Below are 13,447 nucleotides of genomic sequence, written 5' to 3' on the forward strand. Positions count from 1 at the left end.
GCCGAAAAGGCAATGGTCAGCGAATGGGCTGCAAGACGTCCATCTTCAGCTTCAACGTGCCTTCCGGGTGCAGCTTGCCGCCCTCGCGCACGACCAGCAAGGCGTGGCGCGGATCGTCCGACCGCTGCATGCTGGTGGCCAGCAGGATTTCCGCCACCTTGGCCGCCTGGGTGGCGCGGGCCTGTGGGGTCAACACCACTTCATTGCCGTGTTCATTCAAGGCGGGGGCGGCGATTTGCTGCAATTCCCCGCCCACATCCAGCACCATGGGCCGGTCGATTCCGGTGAAGCTGCCGCTCATGCTGGGATTGACCGAGGTGATGGCCACCCGCTCCACCGAAGCGTCGATCGTCTTGCCTTTCTGCACGGTCACCGACAGCCCTTCCAGATACAAGGCGGCCGTCGAGCCCGATTGTTCGGCTTGCAGAATCGCGGTGGAAATCGGCGGGGTAACGCCGACATTGTCGCTGACCGCCCGATGGGCCACCACTTCGGCCACACGGCTGACATCGAACGTGCCGACGCCAAGGGCGTCGATCAGCCAGGAAATGTCATTCATGGCGGTGGTGAAGGATCGCGACAGCGAGCGTTGACCCGCCTTGTCTTCATCTTCGCTCTTGCCGGTATTGATTTCGGCGAACAGATTGCGCTTAGTCCGCAGGCTGTCGGGGTCGGTCAGGTCGGGGGTCTTGATCTTTTGCTGCAACCACGCTTCGGCGATGGTTTTGCTTTCGCGCAATTGCGCGACCATGTCGCGGGCGCTGATCGACAGATCGACCGCATCCGAGAGCACCGCGGCACTATTCGCCGATTGCACCGGCTGCACCAGAAACGAACTGTGCTGTGTCGAGGCGGCAATGGCCGCCTGAGCCCGTTTGGCGATTTCAAGATCATCGACCATGGACATGACCTTTTCTTGTCAGACTGCCATAAGTATGGCCCACACCCTTCTGGCGCAGAAGCCTATTGTGGTGATTTCGCGTAAAAAAGACAAGAAAAAGGTATCTATGGGCAGGCGCAGCACAGCGCCGTCAAATCGTCGCGCAAGGGGCGCTGAATCTGCGCCAGAAACGGCGCTAACACTGCATCCGTATCTTTTCCGAGATTCCGGGCCGAGGCTTCCAGCAAGCTCTCCACCCCTGCCGCTCCCAGGCGGTTTCCGTCCAGGGCCATGCTGTCGGCCAGACCGTCCGAGGCCATGAACAACAAAGCCCCGGGGCAAAGGGGGATATTACGTTCCGCATAGACGGCATGGGCGGAGACGCCAAGCGGCAAGCCCGCGCCATCACCCCGAACAACCTGACCATCGGGCCGGCGGAGCAGCGGCGGCGGCATGGCGGCGGCGGCATAGCGAAAGCTCCCCGCCACCAGATCAACCACCCCGTACAGCATGGTGGCGTACTGCCCCAGCGGCAGCAATCCGACCAGCCGACGGTTAACCTCGGCTAAAAAGGCCGCCGGCATGTCGGCCACCGGGGTGCAATTGGCCACCAGGCTGTGCAGGCGGAAAGTGTTGAGCGCCGCCGTCAGCCCGTGACCGGAAAAATCGGCCAACCATAAACCAAGGCGGCCATCATCGATGGGCTGCAAGCCCCACAAATCGCCCCCCAGGGTCGACGAGGTTTCGAAATGGGCGGACAACCGCACTCCCAAGCGTCGTTCGATCTCGGCCAGGCTTTGTGCGCTGGGCAACAACTCCATTTGCATGGTCCGGGCCAGCTGTATCTCTTCGCTGACTGTTTCCGGCGGGGCTTCACTGATGACGGCGGCTTCGGTGCAGGTAACGCTTGGCGGCGTTTCGGCCTGGGCGTCATTGCCGCCCGAGGCAACCCAGCAGGTGACCTCATTGCCGGCATCGTTGAACTCCACCGAGGTAAAGGCCAATCGTCGCGCCAAGGCGATGCCCCGGCCATGGGGGGCAAAGGCGCGTTCGGGGGAAATCCGGTCAAAAGCCCGCCAATTGAAGCCGTCGCCTTGGTCGCGGATGACGAAGCGAACACCATCGGCCTGGCGATCCACCTGCACATCCACCCAACGGCCACGTCCCCGGGGAGTGTCCAGCCGTGCTTCGATTTCCTGACGCCAGCGCTTGGCGGCGACCAGTTCGGCCTTTTCGTCGAAATCAATGCCCAGATTGCCGTGCTCGACGGCGTTGGTGAACAATTCCGACAAGCCGGCGACCAGATGGCGGGCCTGGGGGCAAGCACGGGCCAAGGCAACCGCCAGGGTGTGCCCTTCGTCCAAGGTGCGGAACCGAAAGCGGCCACGGTCCAGCAAGCGCATGGCGGTGGTGCGTTTGTCCAGATCGTCTTGCAGCCGCAGCCGGCGCTGATGGTCGGCGATGGCGGCTTCGGTGACCGACAGCAACAACCGGCGATCCAAGGGCTTGGCCAGATAATAATAGGCCCCGGCGGTGATGCCTTCGCTGATGTCCTCGGTTTCGGCGTAAGCCGTTTGCATGATCACCGGAATATGGTTCAGCCGCTCATCGGCCTTAAGCCGGGTCAGCAATTCCATGCCATTCATGCGCGGCATGCGCCGGTCCAGCAAGATCACGTCGAACGAGTTTGGATGGGCGTTGAGAATGCCCCACGCCTGGACGCCGTCCTCGGCGGTCACCGTCTCGAATCCGGCCGCGCGCAGATTGGCGACGATCACCTCGCGGTTCATGCGTTCGTCATCGACCACCAGCGCCCGGGCTGGCGCCGCGCTCATGTCAGCCCCGTTCGATGGTGAACAATGAACCGAAACAGGCCAGATCCAGCAACTCGGCCACATCCTTGCTTGGCCGCAGCAAGCTGACGCCGATGCCGGCATGTTCCGCCCGGTCACGCAACGTCAGCAGCATGCCGAGGCCGGCGGAATCCATGTAGGTCAACCCGGCCATGTCCACGGCGACAAAGGGTTGCTTGCGGGCCAACAGCTTGTCGATGGCGGTATCGAAAATGTCACGGTGATCGAACAGCAACTGATCCGAAAGAACCAGGGTCGGGCCGGCATCGCTGTCGATGATGCGGTACTTCATGGCGCGTCTTTCCCGTGGTCAGGCCCCAACCGTCTTCTGACGGCCGGCGATAAAATCTTCGAGTTGGGCGCTTTGTTGTTCGTCCAGATCGAAGCGGACATGGGTGTTTTGGTCGGTCACGGCCACCAGCGATCCATTCCACATTCCCAGCGGCGGCGGCAATTCGCACTGGAACTCGGTCCCGCGCGGGGCGGCGAACGGCCGATCCAGGATGCCGGTGCCGATCAAGGCGACATCTTGCAACAGACATGGCCGGCGTTCGTCGTTCAAGACGATGGTGGCGGCGATGTTGATGGTGTGGCGCTGATTGGTGGTTCGGTTGTCGTCGGTCCCGGCCTGAACGATGTGGTCGATGGCCGCTTTCATCGCCCCCAACCGTTCGCGCATGGCCGTCGCCGACAGCCGCACCTCTTGTGAGCGGGCGCCGGTTTCTTCGGTGGCGGTGGCGACTTCGCCGATATTGCTGGCCGCTTGCTGGGTCCCCTCGGCGGCATTATGGGCCGAACGGGCGATTTCCTGGGTGGCCGAATTCTGCTGATCCACCGCCGTGGCGATCGAGCTGGAAATGCCGGAAATTTCGCCGATGGTGGCGACGATGGCGCGCAACACCTGAACCGCGTCATTGGTGGCCCGCTGGATGGCGGTAACCTGACTGCCGATCTGTTCCGTCGCCCGGCTGGTCTGGTTGGCCAGCGACTTGACCTCGTTGGCGACCACGGCGAAGCCCTTGCCGGCATCGCCGGCCCGCGCCGCCTCGATGGTGGCATTGAGCGCCAACAAATTGGTCTGGCTGGCGATGTCATTGATCAGGCTGACCACCTCGCCGATGCCGGCAGCCTCCCGCGTTAGGCCGACGACAATGGTGCTGACGCGGTCGGCTTCTTGTTCGGCTTCGCCGGCGATACGGGTGGACTGGCTGACCTGGCGGCTGATTTCAGCCACCGAGGTGGACAATTCCTCGGCCGCGGCGGCAACCGCATCGACATTGCCGGTGGCGGTTTCGGCGGCGCCGGCGGCGGCATGGCTTTGATCGCGAACCTGGATGACGGTGCTGTCCATGGCGGCCGAAGCCTCGATCATGCCATCGGCCTCGGTCATCACCACGCCGATGGCGCCCGAGACTTCTTCGTCGATGGCGTTGGTCAGGGCCAGGATCTCACTTTGCAGCTTGCGCCGATTGCGGCGATGCTCGGCATCTTGTAGCGCGGCACTTTGTCGGACCTTCAAGGCATTGCCACGGAAAATCTCGACGGCATGGGCCAACTTGCCGATCTCATCGCCGCGATTGGTGCCGGGAACGCTAACCGACAAATCGCCATCGGCCATCCGGGCGGTGGTCTCGGTCATCCGTGCCACCGGCGCGATCATCTGGCGGTCGATCAGCACCAGCACGACGATGACCAGAACCAGCGACAGCGAAGCCGAGGCCCCTTGGATCAGCGCTTGTCGACGCACCGCGTCTTCCAGGTCGGTGCGGTCGATGACCAAGGTTGTCGCCGATTGAGCGATGCCGACCTGCGACAACTCGACCAACGATTCGGTCAGCGCCCGCAACCCCAGCGCGGCGTCGTCGAAATCAGCTTTCAGCGGCCGACCGGCGGCTTCCCCCTGCTGCGCATAGGCCGTCGCCATGGCCCGCCCCGATTCGATGAACGGTTCAAAGGCCAAGGCAATGCCGTCCAGGGTGCGGACGGCATCCTCCATGCCCAGGGAATTGGTTATTTCCAGGCTTGATGAGTGATGATAGCGAAAATTCGCGATCGCCTCGTCGGCAATCGCCAAGCCTTCTTGCAGACGATCGGCATCGCGGGTGGCGGCGATGTCCGTCAGTGTCCCCTGAATGCGCAAGAGATCGATTTCAATATCCTTGATCAGCTCGATCAGCGGCAAATATTGCTCGGTGACCGAACTGGTGGTCGCCTCCATCTGATGGTTCAGGCGGAATAACTTCAACGCCATCCAACCATTGATCGCCATACCGGCCAAGCTGGCGATCAAGATGACGGCGAAGGCCAGGAAGAATTTACGCCGCATGGACATAAGGGGGACCCAATCGAAAAATACGAACCGGGTGATGGTGCGGCAATGCGCGCCGCGACGCAACCTTTGGGGCTGAAAAGCTTTTGGAAGGAATCTAAAGTTTGTGCATATTAGCGTTATTGCTAATGTAGTGTTTGCTTTTTTAACGCGGTTTCCGTTAGCTGTTTCCGGGCCGCACCAGAAGCATCCCGTCGTGAGGATGCCCCGGCCCAAAAACAGGGAGAGGAAAATGACGTTCATGCACAAGCATGGCTGGGCGCGCCGTGACCTGCTGGTTGCCGCCGGCGCCGGCGCGGTGGCTTTGGCCCTGCCCGGCGCGGTCCAGGCGACGCCGCAAGAAGCCGATGCGTTTACCCGCAAAATGATTGGCGCCGCCAATCCCAAGACCGGCAAGATCCAATTGGTCGTCAAGGATGTGGCGGAAAGCGGCGCCAACGAACCGGTCCGCGTGGTCGTCGATAGCCCGATGACCGCCGCCGATCACGTCAAGGCCATCCATGTGATCGCCGACGGCAACCCCTTCCCCGGCGTGTCATCGTGGTTTTTGACGCCGAAATCAGGCAAGGCCGAGGTGGCGTTCCGTATGCGTCTGGCCAAAACCCAGATGGTGCGGGCCTATGCGGTGATGAGTGATGGCTCGGTGTGGCAGACCTCGCAAGAGGTCAAGGTCACCATCGGCGGCTGCGGCGGCTGAAGCGGGGGAAAACGATCATGACCACACCGACCATCAAGACCCGGATTCCGGCCAAGGCGAAAAAAGGCGAGATCATCGAGATCAAGGCCCAGATCACCCACGACATGGAAACCGGTCAGCGCAAGGATGCCAACGGCATGGCCTTGTCGCGGCGCATCATCAATAAGTTCGTCTGCACCTGGAATGGCCAAGCGGTGATCAGCGCCGACTGGCACACGGCCATGTCGGCCAATCCCTTCGTTTCCTTTTTCGCCGTGGCGGAAGCGTCGGGGCCGCTCAAGCTGGCCTTTCACGACGATAATGGCGAAATCTACGAAAGCGTCACCGAAGTGGTGGTGGAATAGCCAAAACCGCGTGGCCCCCAAGGGGGATGGGGACCACGCAGCCTTATGCATATCCCGGTGAGTTCCTCTCACCGGGATATGGTCTTAATGGGTCGCCGATACGTAATTGCGCAAGTTGTCCACCTCCATGTCCATTTCGTCCAGGCGGCTTTTGACCACGTCGCCGATGGTCACCATGCCGGTCAGCCGGCCGGCGGAATCAACCACCGGCAGGTGACGGATGCGTTTCGACGTCATGATCTTCATCAGATTTTCGGTACTGTCATTCTCGTGACAGGTCTGAACGGCGGCGGTCATCAGATCGGCGACCCGGGCCGTGGTACAGATATTATCGGATTGGGCCAGGCCACGAACGATGTCGCGTTCGGACAAGATGCCGCGAATGGCGCCGTCGTCATCGGCGGCGATCACCGCACCGATGCGGTGAGTGGCCAGCAGATGCGCCGCTTCGGCGATACTGGCCTGGGGGGATATGGTCACCACGCCCGCCCCTCGAGCCTTGGTCTTCAGGATGGTTTTGACAATCATCGACAACCTCCCCGTTCTTTTCTCAGCGCACACGGAACGCTGTCTTTCATAAGGGGGCGTCAACGGCTTGGTTCAAGGGGGCCATACCGATGGAAAGGGGCCGCCCGGAAGAGCGACCCCGTTTTAACTACGACCGGATCATCGGCTTGTATTTCAGACGATGCGGCTGGTCGGCATCGACGCCCAGCCGGCGCTTACGGTCGGCTTCGTAATCCTGATAATTGCCCTCGAACCAGACCACTTGGGACTCGCCCTCGAAGGCCAAGATATGGGTGGCGATACGGTCAAGGAAGAAGCGATCATGGCTGATGACCACGGCGCAGCCGGGGAATTCGGCCAAGGCATCTTCCAGCGCCGACAGGGTTTCCACGTCCAGATCGTTGGTCGGCTCATCCAGCAAGATGACATTGGCGGGACGGCTCAGCATCTTGGCGAGGTGGACGCGGTTGCGTTCACCGCCCGACAGCACGCCGACCTTTTTTTGCTGGTCGGCGCCCTTGAAGTTGAACAGGCCGGCATAGGCGCGGGAATTGATCTTGCGGCGGCCCAGATCGATTTCTTCCTGGCCGTCGCTGATTTCCTGAAACACCGTCTTGTCGGCGTCCAGGGCGTCGCGGCTTTGATCCACATAGCCCAACACCACGGTATCGCCGACCGAGAAGGTGCCGCTGCTCGGCTGTTCCTGGCCGGTGATCATGCGGAAAAGCGTGGTCTTGCCGGCGCCGTTGGGGCCGATGATGCCGACGATGCCGCCCGGCGGCAGCCGGAAGGACAGATTTTCATACAACAGGTTGTCGCCAAAGGCCTTGGCCACGTTGTCGGCCTCGATCACCTTGCCGCCCAGGCGCGGGCCGGGCGGAATGGAGATGACGGCGGGGCCGGTGGCCTTTTCCTGCGATTTGGCCACCAGATCCTCGAAGGCGTTGATACGGGCCTTGGATTTGGTCTGGCGCGCCTTGGGGCTGGCGCGCACCCATTCCAATTCGTCGCGGATGGCGCGCTGGCGGGCGGTTTCCTCGCGCTCTTCTTGTTGCAGGCGCTTTTCTTTTTGTTCCAGCCAGTTGGTGTAATTGCCCTCGTAGGGGATTCCGTGGCCGCGCTCCAATTCCAAGATCCAGCCGGTGACGTTGTCGAGGAAGTAGCGATCGTGGGTGATCATCACCACGGTGCCGTTGTAATCGCGCAGGAAGCGTTCCAGCCAGGCCACCGATTCGGCGTCCAAGTGGTTGGTCGGTTCGTCCAGCAGCAGCATGTCGGGATGCGACAGCAGCAAGCGGCACAGGGCGACGCGGCGCTTTTCACCGCCCGACAGCTTGTCGACCGACCAATCGGCCGGCGGGCACCGCAGGGCGTCCATGGCGATTTCCACCTTGCGCTCCACATCCCAGGCGTCCAGATGGTCGATCTTTTCCTGCAAATCGGCCTGCTCGGCGATCAGGTCGTTCATCTCGTCATCGGACATTTCCTCGGCGAACTTGGCCGACACTTCGTTGAAGCGGTCCAGCAAGGCCTTGGTTTCGCCCACACCTTCCATGACGTTGCCGAGCACGTCCTTGGCTGGGTTCAGGTGCGGTTCCTGAGCCAGATAACCGATTTTCACGCCTTCGGCCGCCCAAGCCTCGCCGCCATATTCCTTGTCGATCCCGGCCATGATCTTGAGCAGGGTCGACTTACCGGCGCCGTTGACGCCAAGCACGCCAATCTTGGCGCCGGGCAGGAAGGAAAGGGTCAACCCTTTCATGATTTCCTTGCCGCCGGGATAGGCCTTGGTCAGGTTCTTCATCACAAAGACGTATTGATAGCTGGCCATGAAACCTCCGGCGCGCGCGAATTAAAGCTTTGGATGGGGTTTAGACGGGGGCGTGCGGGTTCGTCAACGGTTTCGACCTATTTTGCCGTCCGTGCCGCGTTGACAGCGCAAGTAAGGGCGTAAAGTGAGCCGCCCCCAAGGCGCTGACCACCGCCGGCGCGCTCTGAATATCGGCAGGCTGGCCACCGCCATTCTAAACCCGGATGGGGCCGATTGATCCGGCCGCTTTGGCTTTCGCCGGCAAAGATGCTATCGACAACCCAGGATTTCGACGCGGCGGCGGCCAAACTGACGCACTTCATTTGATCCCCCCAGCCTCAGGCCAACCTCAGGAATGATCATGACAGACAGATGGATGCGGTTTGGAATCGTGGCCGTGCTGATCCTGGGGCTTTCGCCTTTGGCCCAGGCCGGCGAAAGCCGGGTCACCTTTTTGCACTTCAATGACATCTATGAATTCATGCCCAGCGCCGATAGTGGCGGACTGGCCGCCCTCAAGACCGTCATCGACCACGAACGGGCCACCCATGCCGGCGCCATCCTGACCTTTGGCGGCGACCTGCTGTCGCCCTCGGTGGCATCGCATCTGAGCAAGGGCGCCCACATGATCGACCTGCTCAATCGGCTGTCGCCTGCCGCCGCGGTGCTCGGCAACCACGAATTTGATTTCGGCACGGAAATATTACGCACCCGCATGAGCGAAAGCCGGTTCCCGTGGGTCGTCGCCAATGTGACCGAAGCCGATGGCCGCCCGTTTGGCCCCTCTGTGCCGACCCTGATGGTTGACGGCAACGGCGTGAAAATCGGCATTTTCGGGGTTTTGACGCCTGAAACCGCCACGCTGTCGGTCGGGGTGCAAGCGCTCTTCAGCGCGGAAACGATAGCGGCCAAGGCGGCCGTCGCCGACTTGCGCGCGCAAGGAGCCGATCTGGTGGTCGCCCTGACCCATCTTGACCTGCAACAAGATCAGGCCCTGGCTTTGCAGGTCAAGGGCATCGACCTGATTTTGGGCGGGCACGATCACCAAGCCATGAGCATGGAGGTGGGATCGACCTTACTGGTCAAGGCCGGCCATGACGGCGCCTATCTGGCGGCGGTGGATATGACGGTGGAACACGGTGACGGCAATCCCACCAAGGTCACCGCCAGCGGATGGAGATTTATTTCCACCCGTGGCGTCGCCGCCGCCGCCGATATGGCCGAAATCACCCAGCGCTATGACCGCGAGGTCAATTCCGCCTTGGAAGAATCGCTCGCTCAGATAGCCGCCCCGTTGGACAGCCGCCAAGAGGTGGTCCGCAACGCCGAATCGACCTTGGGCAATTTCGTCGCCGATTCACTGCGCGACGCCCTGCACGCCGATATCGCCCTGATCAATGGCGGCGGTCTGCGCGGCAACCGCGTTTATGCCGCCGGCACCATGCTGACCCGCCTCGATATCTTGCGCGAACTGCCTTTTGGCAATAAGGCGGTGCTGCTTGAACTGAGTGGCGCCGATATCCTGGCCGCGCTGGAACACGGCGTATCCAAGGCCCCGGCCCTGGCGGGCCGCTTTCCCCAGGTCTCCGGCTTGTCCTTCCGCTACGACCCGCAGGCCGAGTCAGGCCAGCGCCTGCGCGCCGCCGCCATCGCCGGGACGGCCATCGACCCGGCCCGACGCTATCGGGTGGCCACCAACGATTATCTGGCTGGCGGCGGTGATGGCTATGCCGTCCTTGGTCGCGGCACGGTCTTGATCGACGGCAATGCCGCGCCTTTGTTGTCCACGGTGGTGATGGATCAAGCCCTCCGCCAAGGCGTGGTGCACGCGGTCCTGAACGATCGCATTCAAACCACCCATGCCGCCGGTCCAAGCCGGCCCTGAACGGTTCCGCCGCCCCGGATCAACAGCGGTTGAACAAGGCGCGGACGCCGTTGCGCCAGCAGGGCCGAAGCCGGATTGTTAGCGGCATGAGCACAGCATCATGACCACCATCTACCTGATCTCTCCCAGGGCCGAGCCGTTGGCCTATTTTGGCGCCGAAATCTACGCTCATTCCGGTTTTGCCGGGGCGCAGATGGTGGCCGATCTGACCATGCCGACGGTGGCCGCCCTGATCCCCGCCGATTTTCATATTCGCCTGTGCGACGAACATTTGACCCCGGTCGATCTGGACGCGCCGGCCGACATCGTCGCCCTGACCGGCAAGACATCGCAAGCCGGCCGCATGCTGGAGCTGGCCGACGCATTCCGCCGCCGGGGACGCATCGTCGTCATCGGCGGCCCCTATGCCTCGCTGTCGCCCGACAAGGTGCGTCCGCATTGCGACGTTTTGGTGCGCGGCGAGATCGAGGGAATTGCCGCCGCCTTGTTCGACGATCTCCGCGCCGGAACCTGGAAGGCCGAATATGTGGGCGAAGCGGCCGATCTGGCGTCCACGCCGATCCCGCGCTGGGATCTCTATCCCAATGACCGCGCCCTGATCGGCGCCGTGCAAACCTCTCGCGGGTGCCCGTTCGATTGCGAATTTTGCGACGTGCCGGCTTATGCCGGACGACGGCAGCGCCACAAGGACCCCAGCCAGGTGGTGGCGGAATTGGACGTGCTGTATGGCCTGGGCTATCGCAGCGTCTTTCTTGCCGACGACAATTTCACCGCCTCGCGCCGACGGGCCAAGGGCCTGTTGACCGCCATCGCCGCCTGGAACCGCACCCGCCCCGATGGCTCGATGACATTCGCCACCCAGATGTCCGTCGATGTGGCCAAGGATGATGAAATCCTGGGTTTGTGCGCCCAAGCGGGGCTGGCCGTGGCCTTCGTCGGACTGGAAACCCCCAGCGAAGAGAGCTTGCGCGAAACCGGCAAGCGCCAGAATTTGGACGGCGATCCGATCGAACGGATCAATCGTCTGCTGGAACACGGCATCATGGTGATCAGCGGCTTGATTGTCGGCTTCGATGCCGACGGGCCGGACATTTTCGACCGTCAGCGCCGCTTTGTCGACAGCGCGCCAATCCCCATTTTCAGCCTGGGCGCCTTGGTGGCCTCCAGCGGCAGCCCGCTCTATGACCGCATGGTCCAGAGCGGCCGGCTCTTGGCCGAACACCCCTATGGCACCGCCCAGCCATGGAGCTCGAACATCATTCCCCAGCAGATGAGCGGCGAAGCCCTGCTGGCGGGCTTGCGCCATTTGGGCAACCATATCTATTCCCCGCAAGCCTTTGGCGATCGGATGGTGGCCATGCTGGATCGGCTGGGGACAGCCTGTGTCGGCCCAGCCCCCGTGCCCAATGGCGAAAGCCTTGTGGCCAGCCGCAAGGCGCTGATGCGCCAGACCGCGGAGCTCATCAAGCACCTGGCCTTGTCAGGACCTGCGGAAAAGGCCATGGTCACCCGGATCGGCCGCCATGCCCTGCGCCACCGCCCGCAATTCCTACCCTTGGTGCAAACCTGCCTGCGTTTTTATGCGCAGATCCGTCACGTTTACCGACTGACCGGCTTCGAACCGACATGAGCGTTCTAACCATCGCCCCGGTCACCGCCGCCGACGACCGCCTGAAGACGCTGACCTATCCCCGCTTCGCCGAATACCTGACCCCGGCGGCGCTGGCGGCGCCGTGGTTCCACGTCATCGCCGCCACGACGGCAACCCAGCCGGTCGGCATGGCCATGCTGATCCAGGACGCGGAAAGCAGTTGGCGGCTGATGTCGGTGGCGGTGTCAGCCCAAAGCCGGCGCAACGGCATCGGTTTGGCATTGATGCAGGCGGCGGCGCAGTGGGCCGCCACCCGCTCCCTCCCGACGCTGTACAGTGTCCATGGCGGCGAGATGCGCGGTGTGGACGCCTGGCAAGGGCTGCTGGACCGCGCCGGCTGGTCGCCGCCGGTTCTGTGCCTGCTGTCGCTGACCGGTCACGCCACCTGGGCCACCGAAGCACGCCGGGAATGGGATGATCTGTTCGTCCGTCTTGCCGCTTCGGGCTTTACCGTCACCCCATGGTGTCAGCGTTCGGTCGAGGACGAGGCGATATTGGCGCACTTGGCCGTGGGCACCGGGCGCATGGCGCCGCAAGGGGTGACGGATGTCTTGCCCGGCGCCAGTCTGGTTATCCGCGAACACGGCCTACCGGTGGGGTGGGTCTTGGCGACCACCGGAACCCAGCCCGGCGACATCTATTACCCGGCGGGCTATGTGACCCGGCGGCTGCAACGCATGGGCTGGCTGGTCGCCGCCCTGGTCGAAGCCTGTCTCAGCCAGCAGCGAACCTATGGCGCGGACGGCACATGCAGCTTCCAGACGGCCGGCGACAACCGCGCCATGCAGGATTTCATGCTGCGCCGACTGGACAAATGGACCATCCGCCGCAACACGCATTACCAAAGCAGCAAGACGATTTCACCGTGAAAAGCACAAGCCCCGAACCGCAACGGTTCGGGGCTTGGCAATCATCTTGGCCAGGGCTTTGGCCGCCCGCGCGACCTCAGCCGCCCAGGTGCAACTTCGAAACTTTGGGCTGCGGCGTCATCATCACGCCGGCGGCAACCAGTTCCAGATCATCGTCGGACAATTCATCGTCATTGGCGGCGGCAAACACGGCCGGCAAAACCAGGACGCAGCGCGTATCGGTTTCCTCGATCACGTCCAGGGTGATGCCTTCGGGCCAATCCTGGCCCAAGACCTCTTTCACCGCGCGGGCCGGATCGGTTTTCAGCAATTCCCGGAACGCCGGATTTTCCTGCGCCTTCAAAACCAAAGAGCGATAGGCCGCTTCACGCTGCTCCAGACGCTGCTCGAAACTCGACATAATGTGTCCCCTTCCATAAATGTTCACAGCGACAAGACTAAACCGCCCCCCGCCCCAGCACCATCAACGGTCATTGATATTTCTAAAATTATATAAACATTTCAGTGTTTTGCCTGAATTCTAAGGTCTATACCCGACCGCAACATCAACGGCCATTGAGAAAGCCCGCGGTCGCGTTGACGTCTTGCCCGAACTGTGGCCCCTGTGACCCATCGCGGACAT

At 62.3% G+C, this 13,447-nt stretch carries 12 protein-coding genes; 5 read left to right on the forward strand and 7 right to left on the reverse strand.

Going from position 1 to position 13,447, the window contains the following annotated elements:
• Nucleotides 1-16: 16 nt before the first annotated feature.
• The 4 genes from KEC16_RS12465 to KEC16_RS12480 form a co-directional block, all read right to left on the reverse strand.
• On the reverse strand, nucleotides 17-907 hold the full coding sequence (locus KEC16_RS12465; RefSeq protein WP_211549365.1) for a hypothetical protein: 891 nt from the start codon (nucleotides 905-907) through the stop codon (nucleotides 17-19).
• Nucleotides 908-1,005: 98 nt separating this feature from the next.
• Complete coding sequence (locus KEC16_RS12470) at nucleotides 1,006-2,715, reverse strand: SpoIIE family protein phosphatase (RefSeq protein ID WP_211549367.1); 1,710 nt, start codon at nucleotides 2,713-2,715, stop codon at nucleotides 1,006-1,008.
• Between the two features lies 1 nt (nucleotide 2,716).
• A complete protein-coding gene (locus KEC16_RS12475) occupies nucleotides 2,717-3,025 on the reverse strand; it encodes an STAS domain-containing protein (RefSeq protein WP_211549369.1) in 309 nt (102 codons plus the stop codon).
• 18 nt (nucleotides 3,026-3,043) lie between these two features.
• Nucleotides 3,044-5,065 (reverse strand): methyl-accepting chemotaxis protein, encoded by a 2,022-nt coding sequence (locus KEC16_RS12480; RefSeq protein ID WP_211549371.1) that lies wholly within the window; start codon nucleotides 5,063-5,065, stop codon nucleotides 3,044-3,046.
• Between the two features lie 229 nt (nucleotides 5,066-5,294).
• Here KEC16_RS12480 and KEC16_RS12485 point away from each other — a divergent pair, with 229 nt between their 5' ends.
• Together KEC16_RS12485 and soxZ are read left to right on the forward strand one after the other, a co-directional pair.
• Nucleotides 5,295-5,759, forward strand: a complete 465-nt coding sequence (locus tag KEC16_RS12485; RefSeq protein WP_249209153.1) for a thiosulfate oxidation carrier protein SoxY — start codon at nucleotides 5,295-5,297, stop codon at nucleotides 5,757-5,759.
• 17 nt (nucleotides 5,760-5,776) lie between these two features.
• Nucleotides 5,777-6,103: a thiosulfate oxidation carrier complex protein SoxZ gene (gene soxZ / locus KEC16_RS12490; RefSeq protein ID WP_211549373.1), complete on the forward strand. Its 327-nt coding sequence runs from the start codon at nucleotides 5,777-5,779 to the stop codon at nucleotides 6,101-6,103.
• 84 nt (nucleotides 6,104-6,187) lie between these two features.
• On the opposite strand, the gene KEC16_RS12495 is transcribed toward soxZ, so the two are convergent.
• Both KEC16_RS12495 and ettA read right to left on the reverse strand, forming a co-directional pair.
• Complete coding sequence (locus KEC16_RS12495; RefSeq protein ID WP_211549375.1) at nucleotides 6,188-6,631, reverse strand: CBS domain-containing protein; 444 nt, start codon at nucleotides 6,629-6,631, stop codon at nucleotides 6,188-6,190.
• A gap of 127 nt (nucleotides 6,632-6,758) precedes the next feature.
• Nucleotides 6,759-8,441: an energy-dependent translational throttle protein EttA gene (gene ettA / locus KEC16_RS12500; RefSeq protein ID WP_211549377.1), complete on the reverse strand. Its 1,683-nt coding sequence runs from the start codon at nucleotides 8,439-8,441 to the stop codon at nucleotides 6,759-6,761.
• Between the two features lie 355 nt (nucleotides 8,442-8,796).
• Between ettA and KEC16_RS12505 the strand changes: the two genes are divergently transcribed.
• The 3 genes from KEC16_RS12505 to KEC16_RS12515 all read left to right on the forward strand — a co-directional run bounded on the left by KEC16_RS12505 (nucleotide 8,797) and on the right by KEC16_RS12515 (nucleotide 12,825).
• Nucleotides 8,797-10,305, forward strand: coding sequence for a bifunctional metallophosphatase/5'-nucleotidase (locus KEC16_RS12505; protein ID WP_211549379.1), 1,509 nt, complete (start codon nucleotides 8,797-8,799; stop codon nucleotides 10,303-10,305).
• Between the two features lie 100 nt (nucleotides 10,306-10,405).
• Nucleotides 10,406-11,935, forward strand: a complete 1,530-nt coding sequence (locus tag KEC16_RS12510) for a B12-binding domain-containing radical SAM protein (protein WP_211549381.1) — start codon at nucleotides 10,406-10,408, stop codon at nucleotides 11,933-11,935.
• Nucleotides 11,932-12,825, forward strand: a complete 894-nt coding sequence (locus KEC16_RS12515) for a GNAT family N-acetyltransferase (RefSeq protein WP_211549383.1) — start codon at nucleotides 11,932-11,934, stop codon at nucleotides 12,823-12,825. The genes KEC16_RS12510 and KEC16_RS12515 overlap by 4 nt, the downstream gene beginning before the upstream one ends.
• Nucleotides 12,826-12,901: 76 nt before the next feature.
• Here the strand turns inward: KEC16_RS12515 and KEC16_RS12520 are convergent, their stop codons facing one another.
• Entirely contained in the window at nucleotides 12,902-13,225 is a 324-nt protein-coding gene (locus tag KEC16_RS12520; protein WP_211549385.1) for an NHLP leader peptide family RiPP precursor, read from the reverse strand.
• Nucleotides 13,226-13,447: the final 222 nt, after the last annotated feature.

Origin of the sequence: Magnetospirillum sulfuroxidans, assembly GCF_018224925.1 — a bacterium.
Taxonomy (GTDB): Bacteria; Pseudomonadota; Alphaproteobacteria; order Rhodospirillales; family Magnetospirillaceae; genus Magnetospirillum; species Magnetospirillum sulfuroxidans.

Coding starts and splice junctions, on each gene's coding strand:
- KEC16_RS12465 (WP_211549365.1), bottom strand. CDS start 907: ATGTCCATGGTCGATGATCTTGAAATCGCCAAACGGGCTCAGGCGGCC.
- KEC16_RS12470 (WP_211549367.1), bottom strand. CDS start 2,715: ATGAGCGCGGCGCCAGCCCGGGCGCTGGTGGTCGATGACGAACGCATG.
- KEC16_RS12475 (WP_211549369.1), bottom strand. CDS start 3,025: ATGAAGTACCGCATCATCGACAGCGATGCCGGCCCGACCCTGGTTCTT.
- KEC16_RS12480 (WP_211549371.1), bottom strand. CDS start 5,065: ATGTCCATGCGGCGTAAATTCTTCCTGGCCTTCGCCGTCATCTTGATC.
- KEC16_RS12485 (WP_249209153.1), top strand. CDS start 5,295: ATGACGTTCATGCACAAGCATGGCTGGGCGCGCCGTGACCTGCTGGTT.
- soxZ (WP_211549373.1), top strand. CDS start 5,777: ATGACCACACCGACCATCAAGACCCGGATTCCGGCCAAGGCGAAAAAA.
- KEC16_RS12495 (WP_211549375.1), bottom strand. CDS start 6,631: ATGATTGTCAAAACCATCCTGAAGACCAAGGCTCGAGGGGCGGGCGTG.
- ettA (WP_211549377.1), bottom strand. CDS start 8,441: ATGGCCAGCTATCAATACGTCTTTGTGATGAAGAACCTGACCAAGGCC.
- KEC16_RS12505 (WP_211549379.1), top strand. CDS start 8,797: ATGCGGTTTGGAATCGTGGCCGTGCTGATCCTGGGGCTTTCGCCTTTG.
- KEC16_RS12510 (WP_211549381.1), top strand. CDS start 10,406: ATGACCACCATCTACCTGATCTCTCCCAGGGCCGAGCCGTTGGCCTAT.
- KEC16_RS12515 (WP_211549383.1), top strand. CDS start 11,932: ATGAGCGTTCTAACCATCGCCCCGGTCACCGCCGCCGACGACCGCCTG.
- KEC16_RS12520 (WP_211549385.1), bottom strand. CDS start 13,225: ATGTCGAGTTTCGAGCAGCGTCTGGAGCAGCGTGAAGCGGCCTATCGC.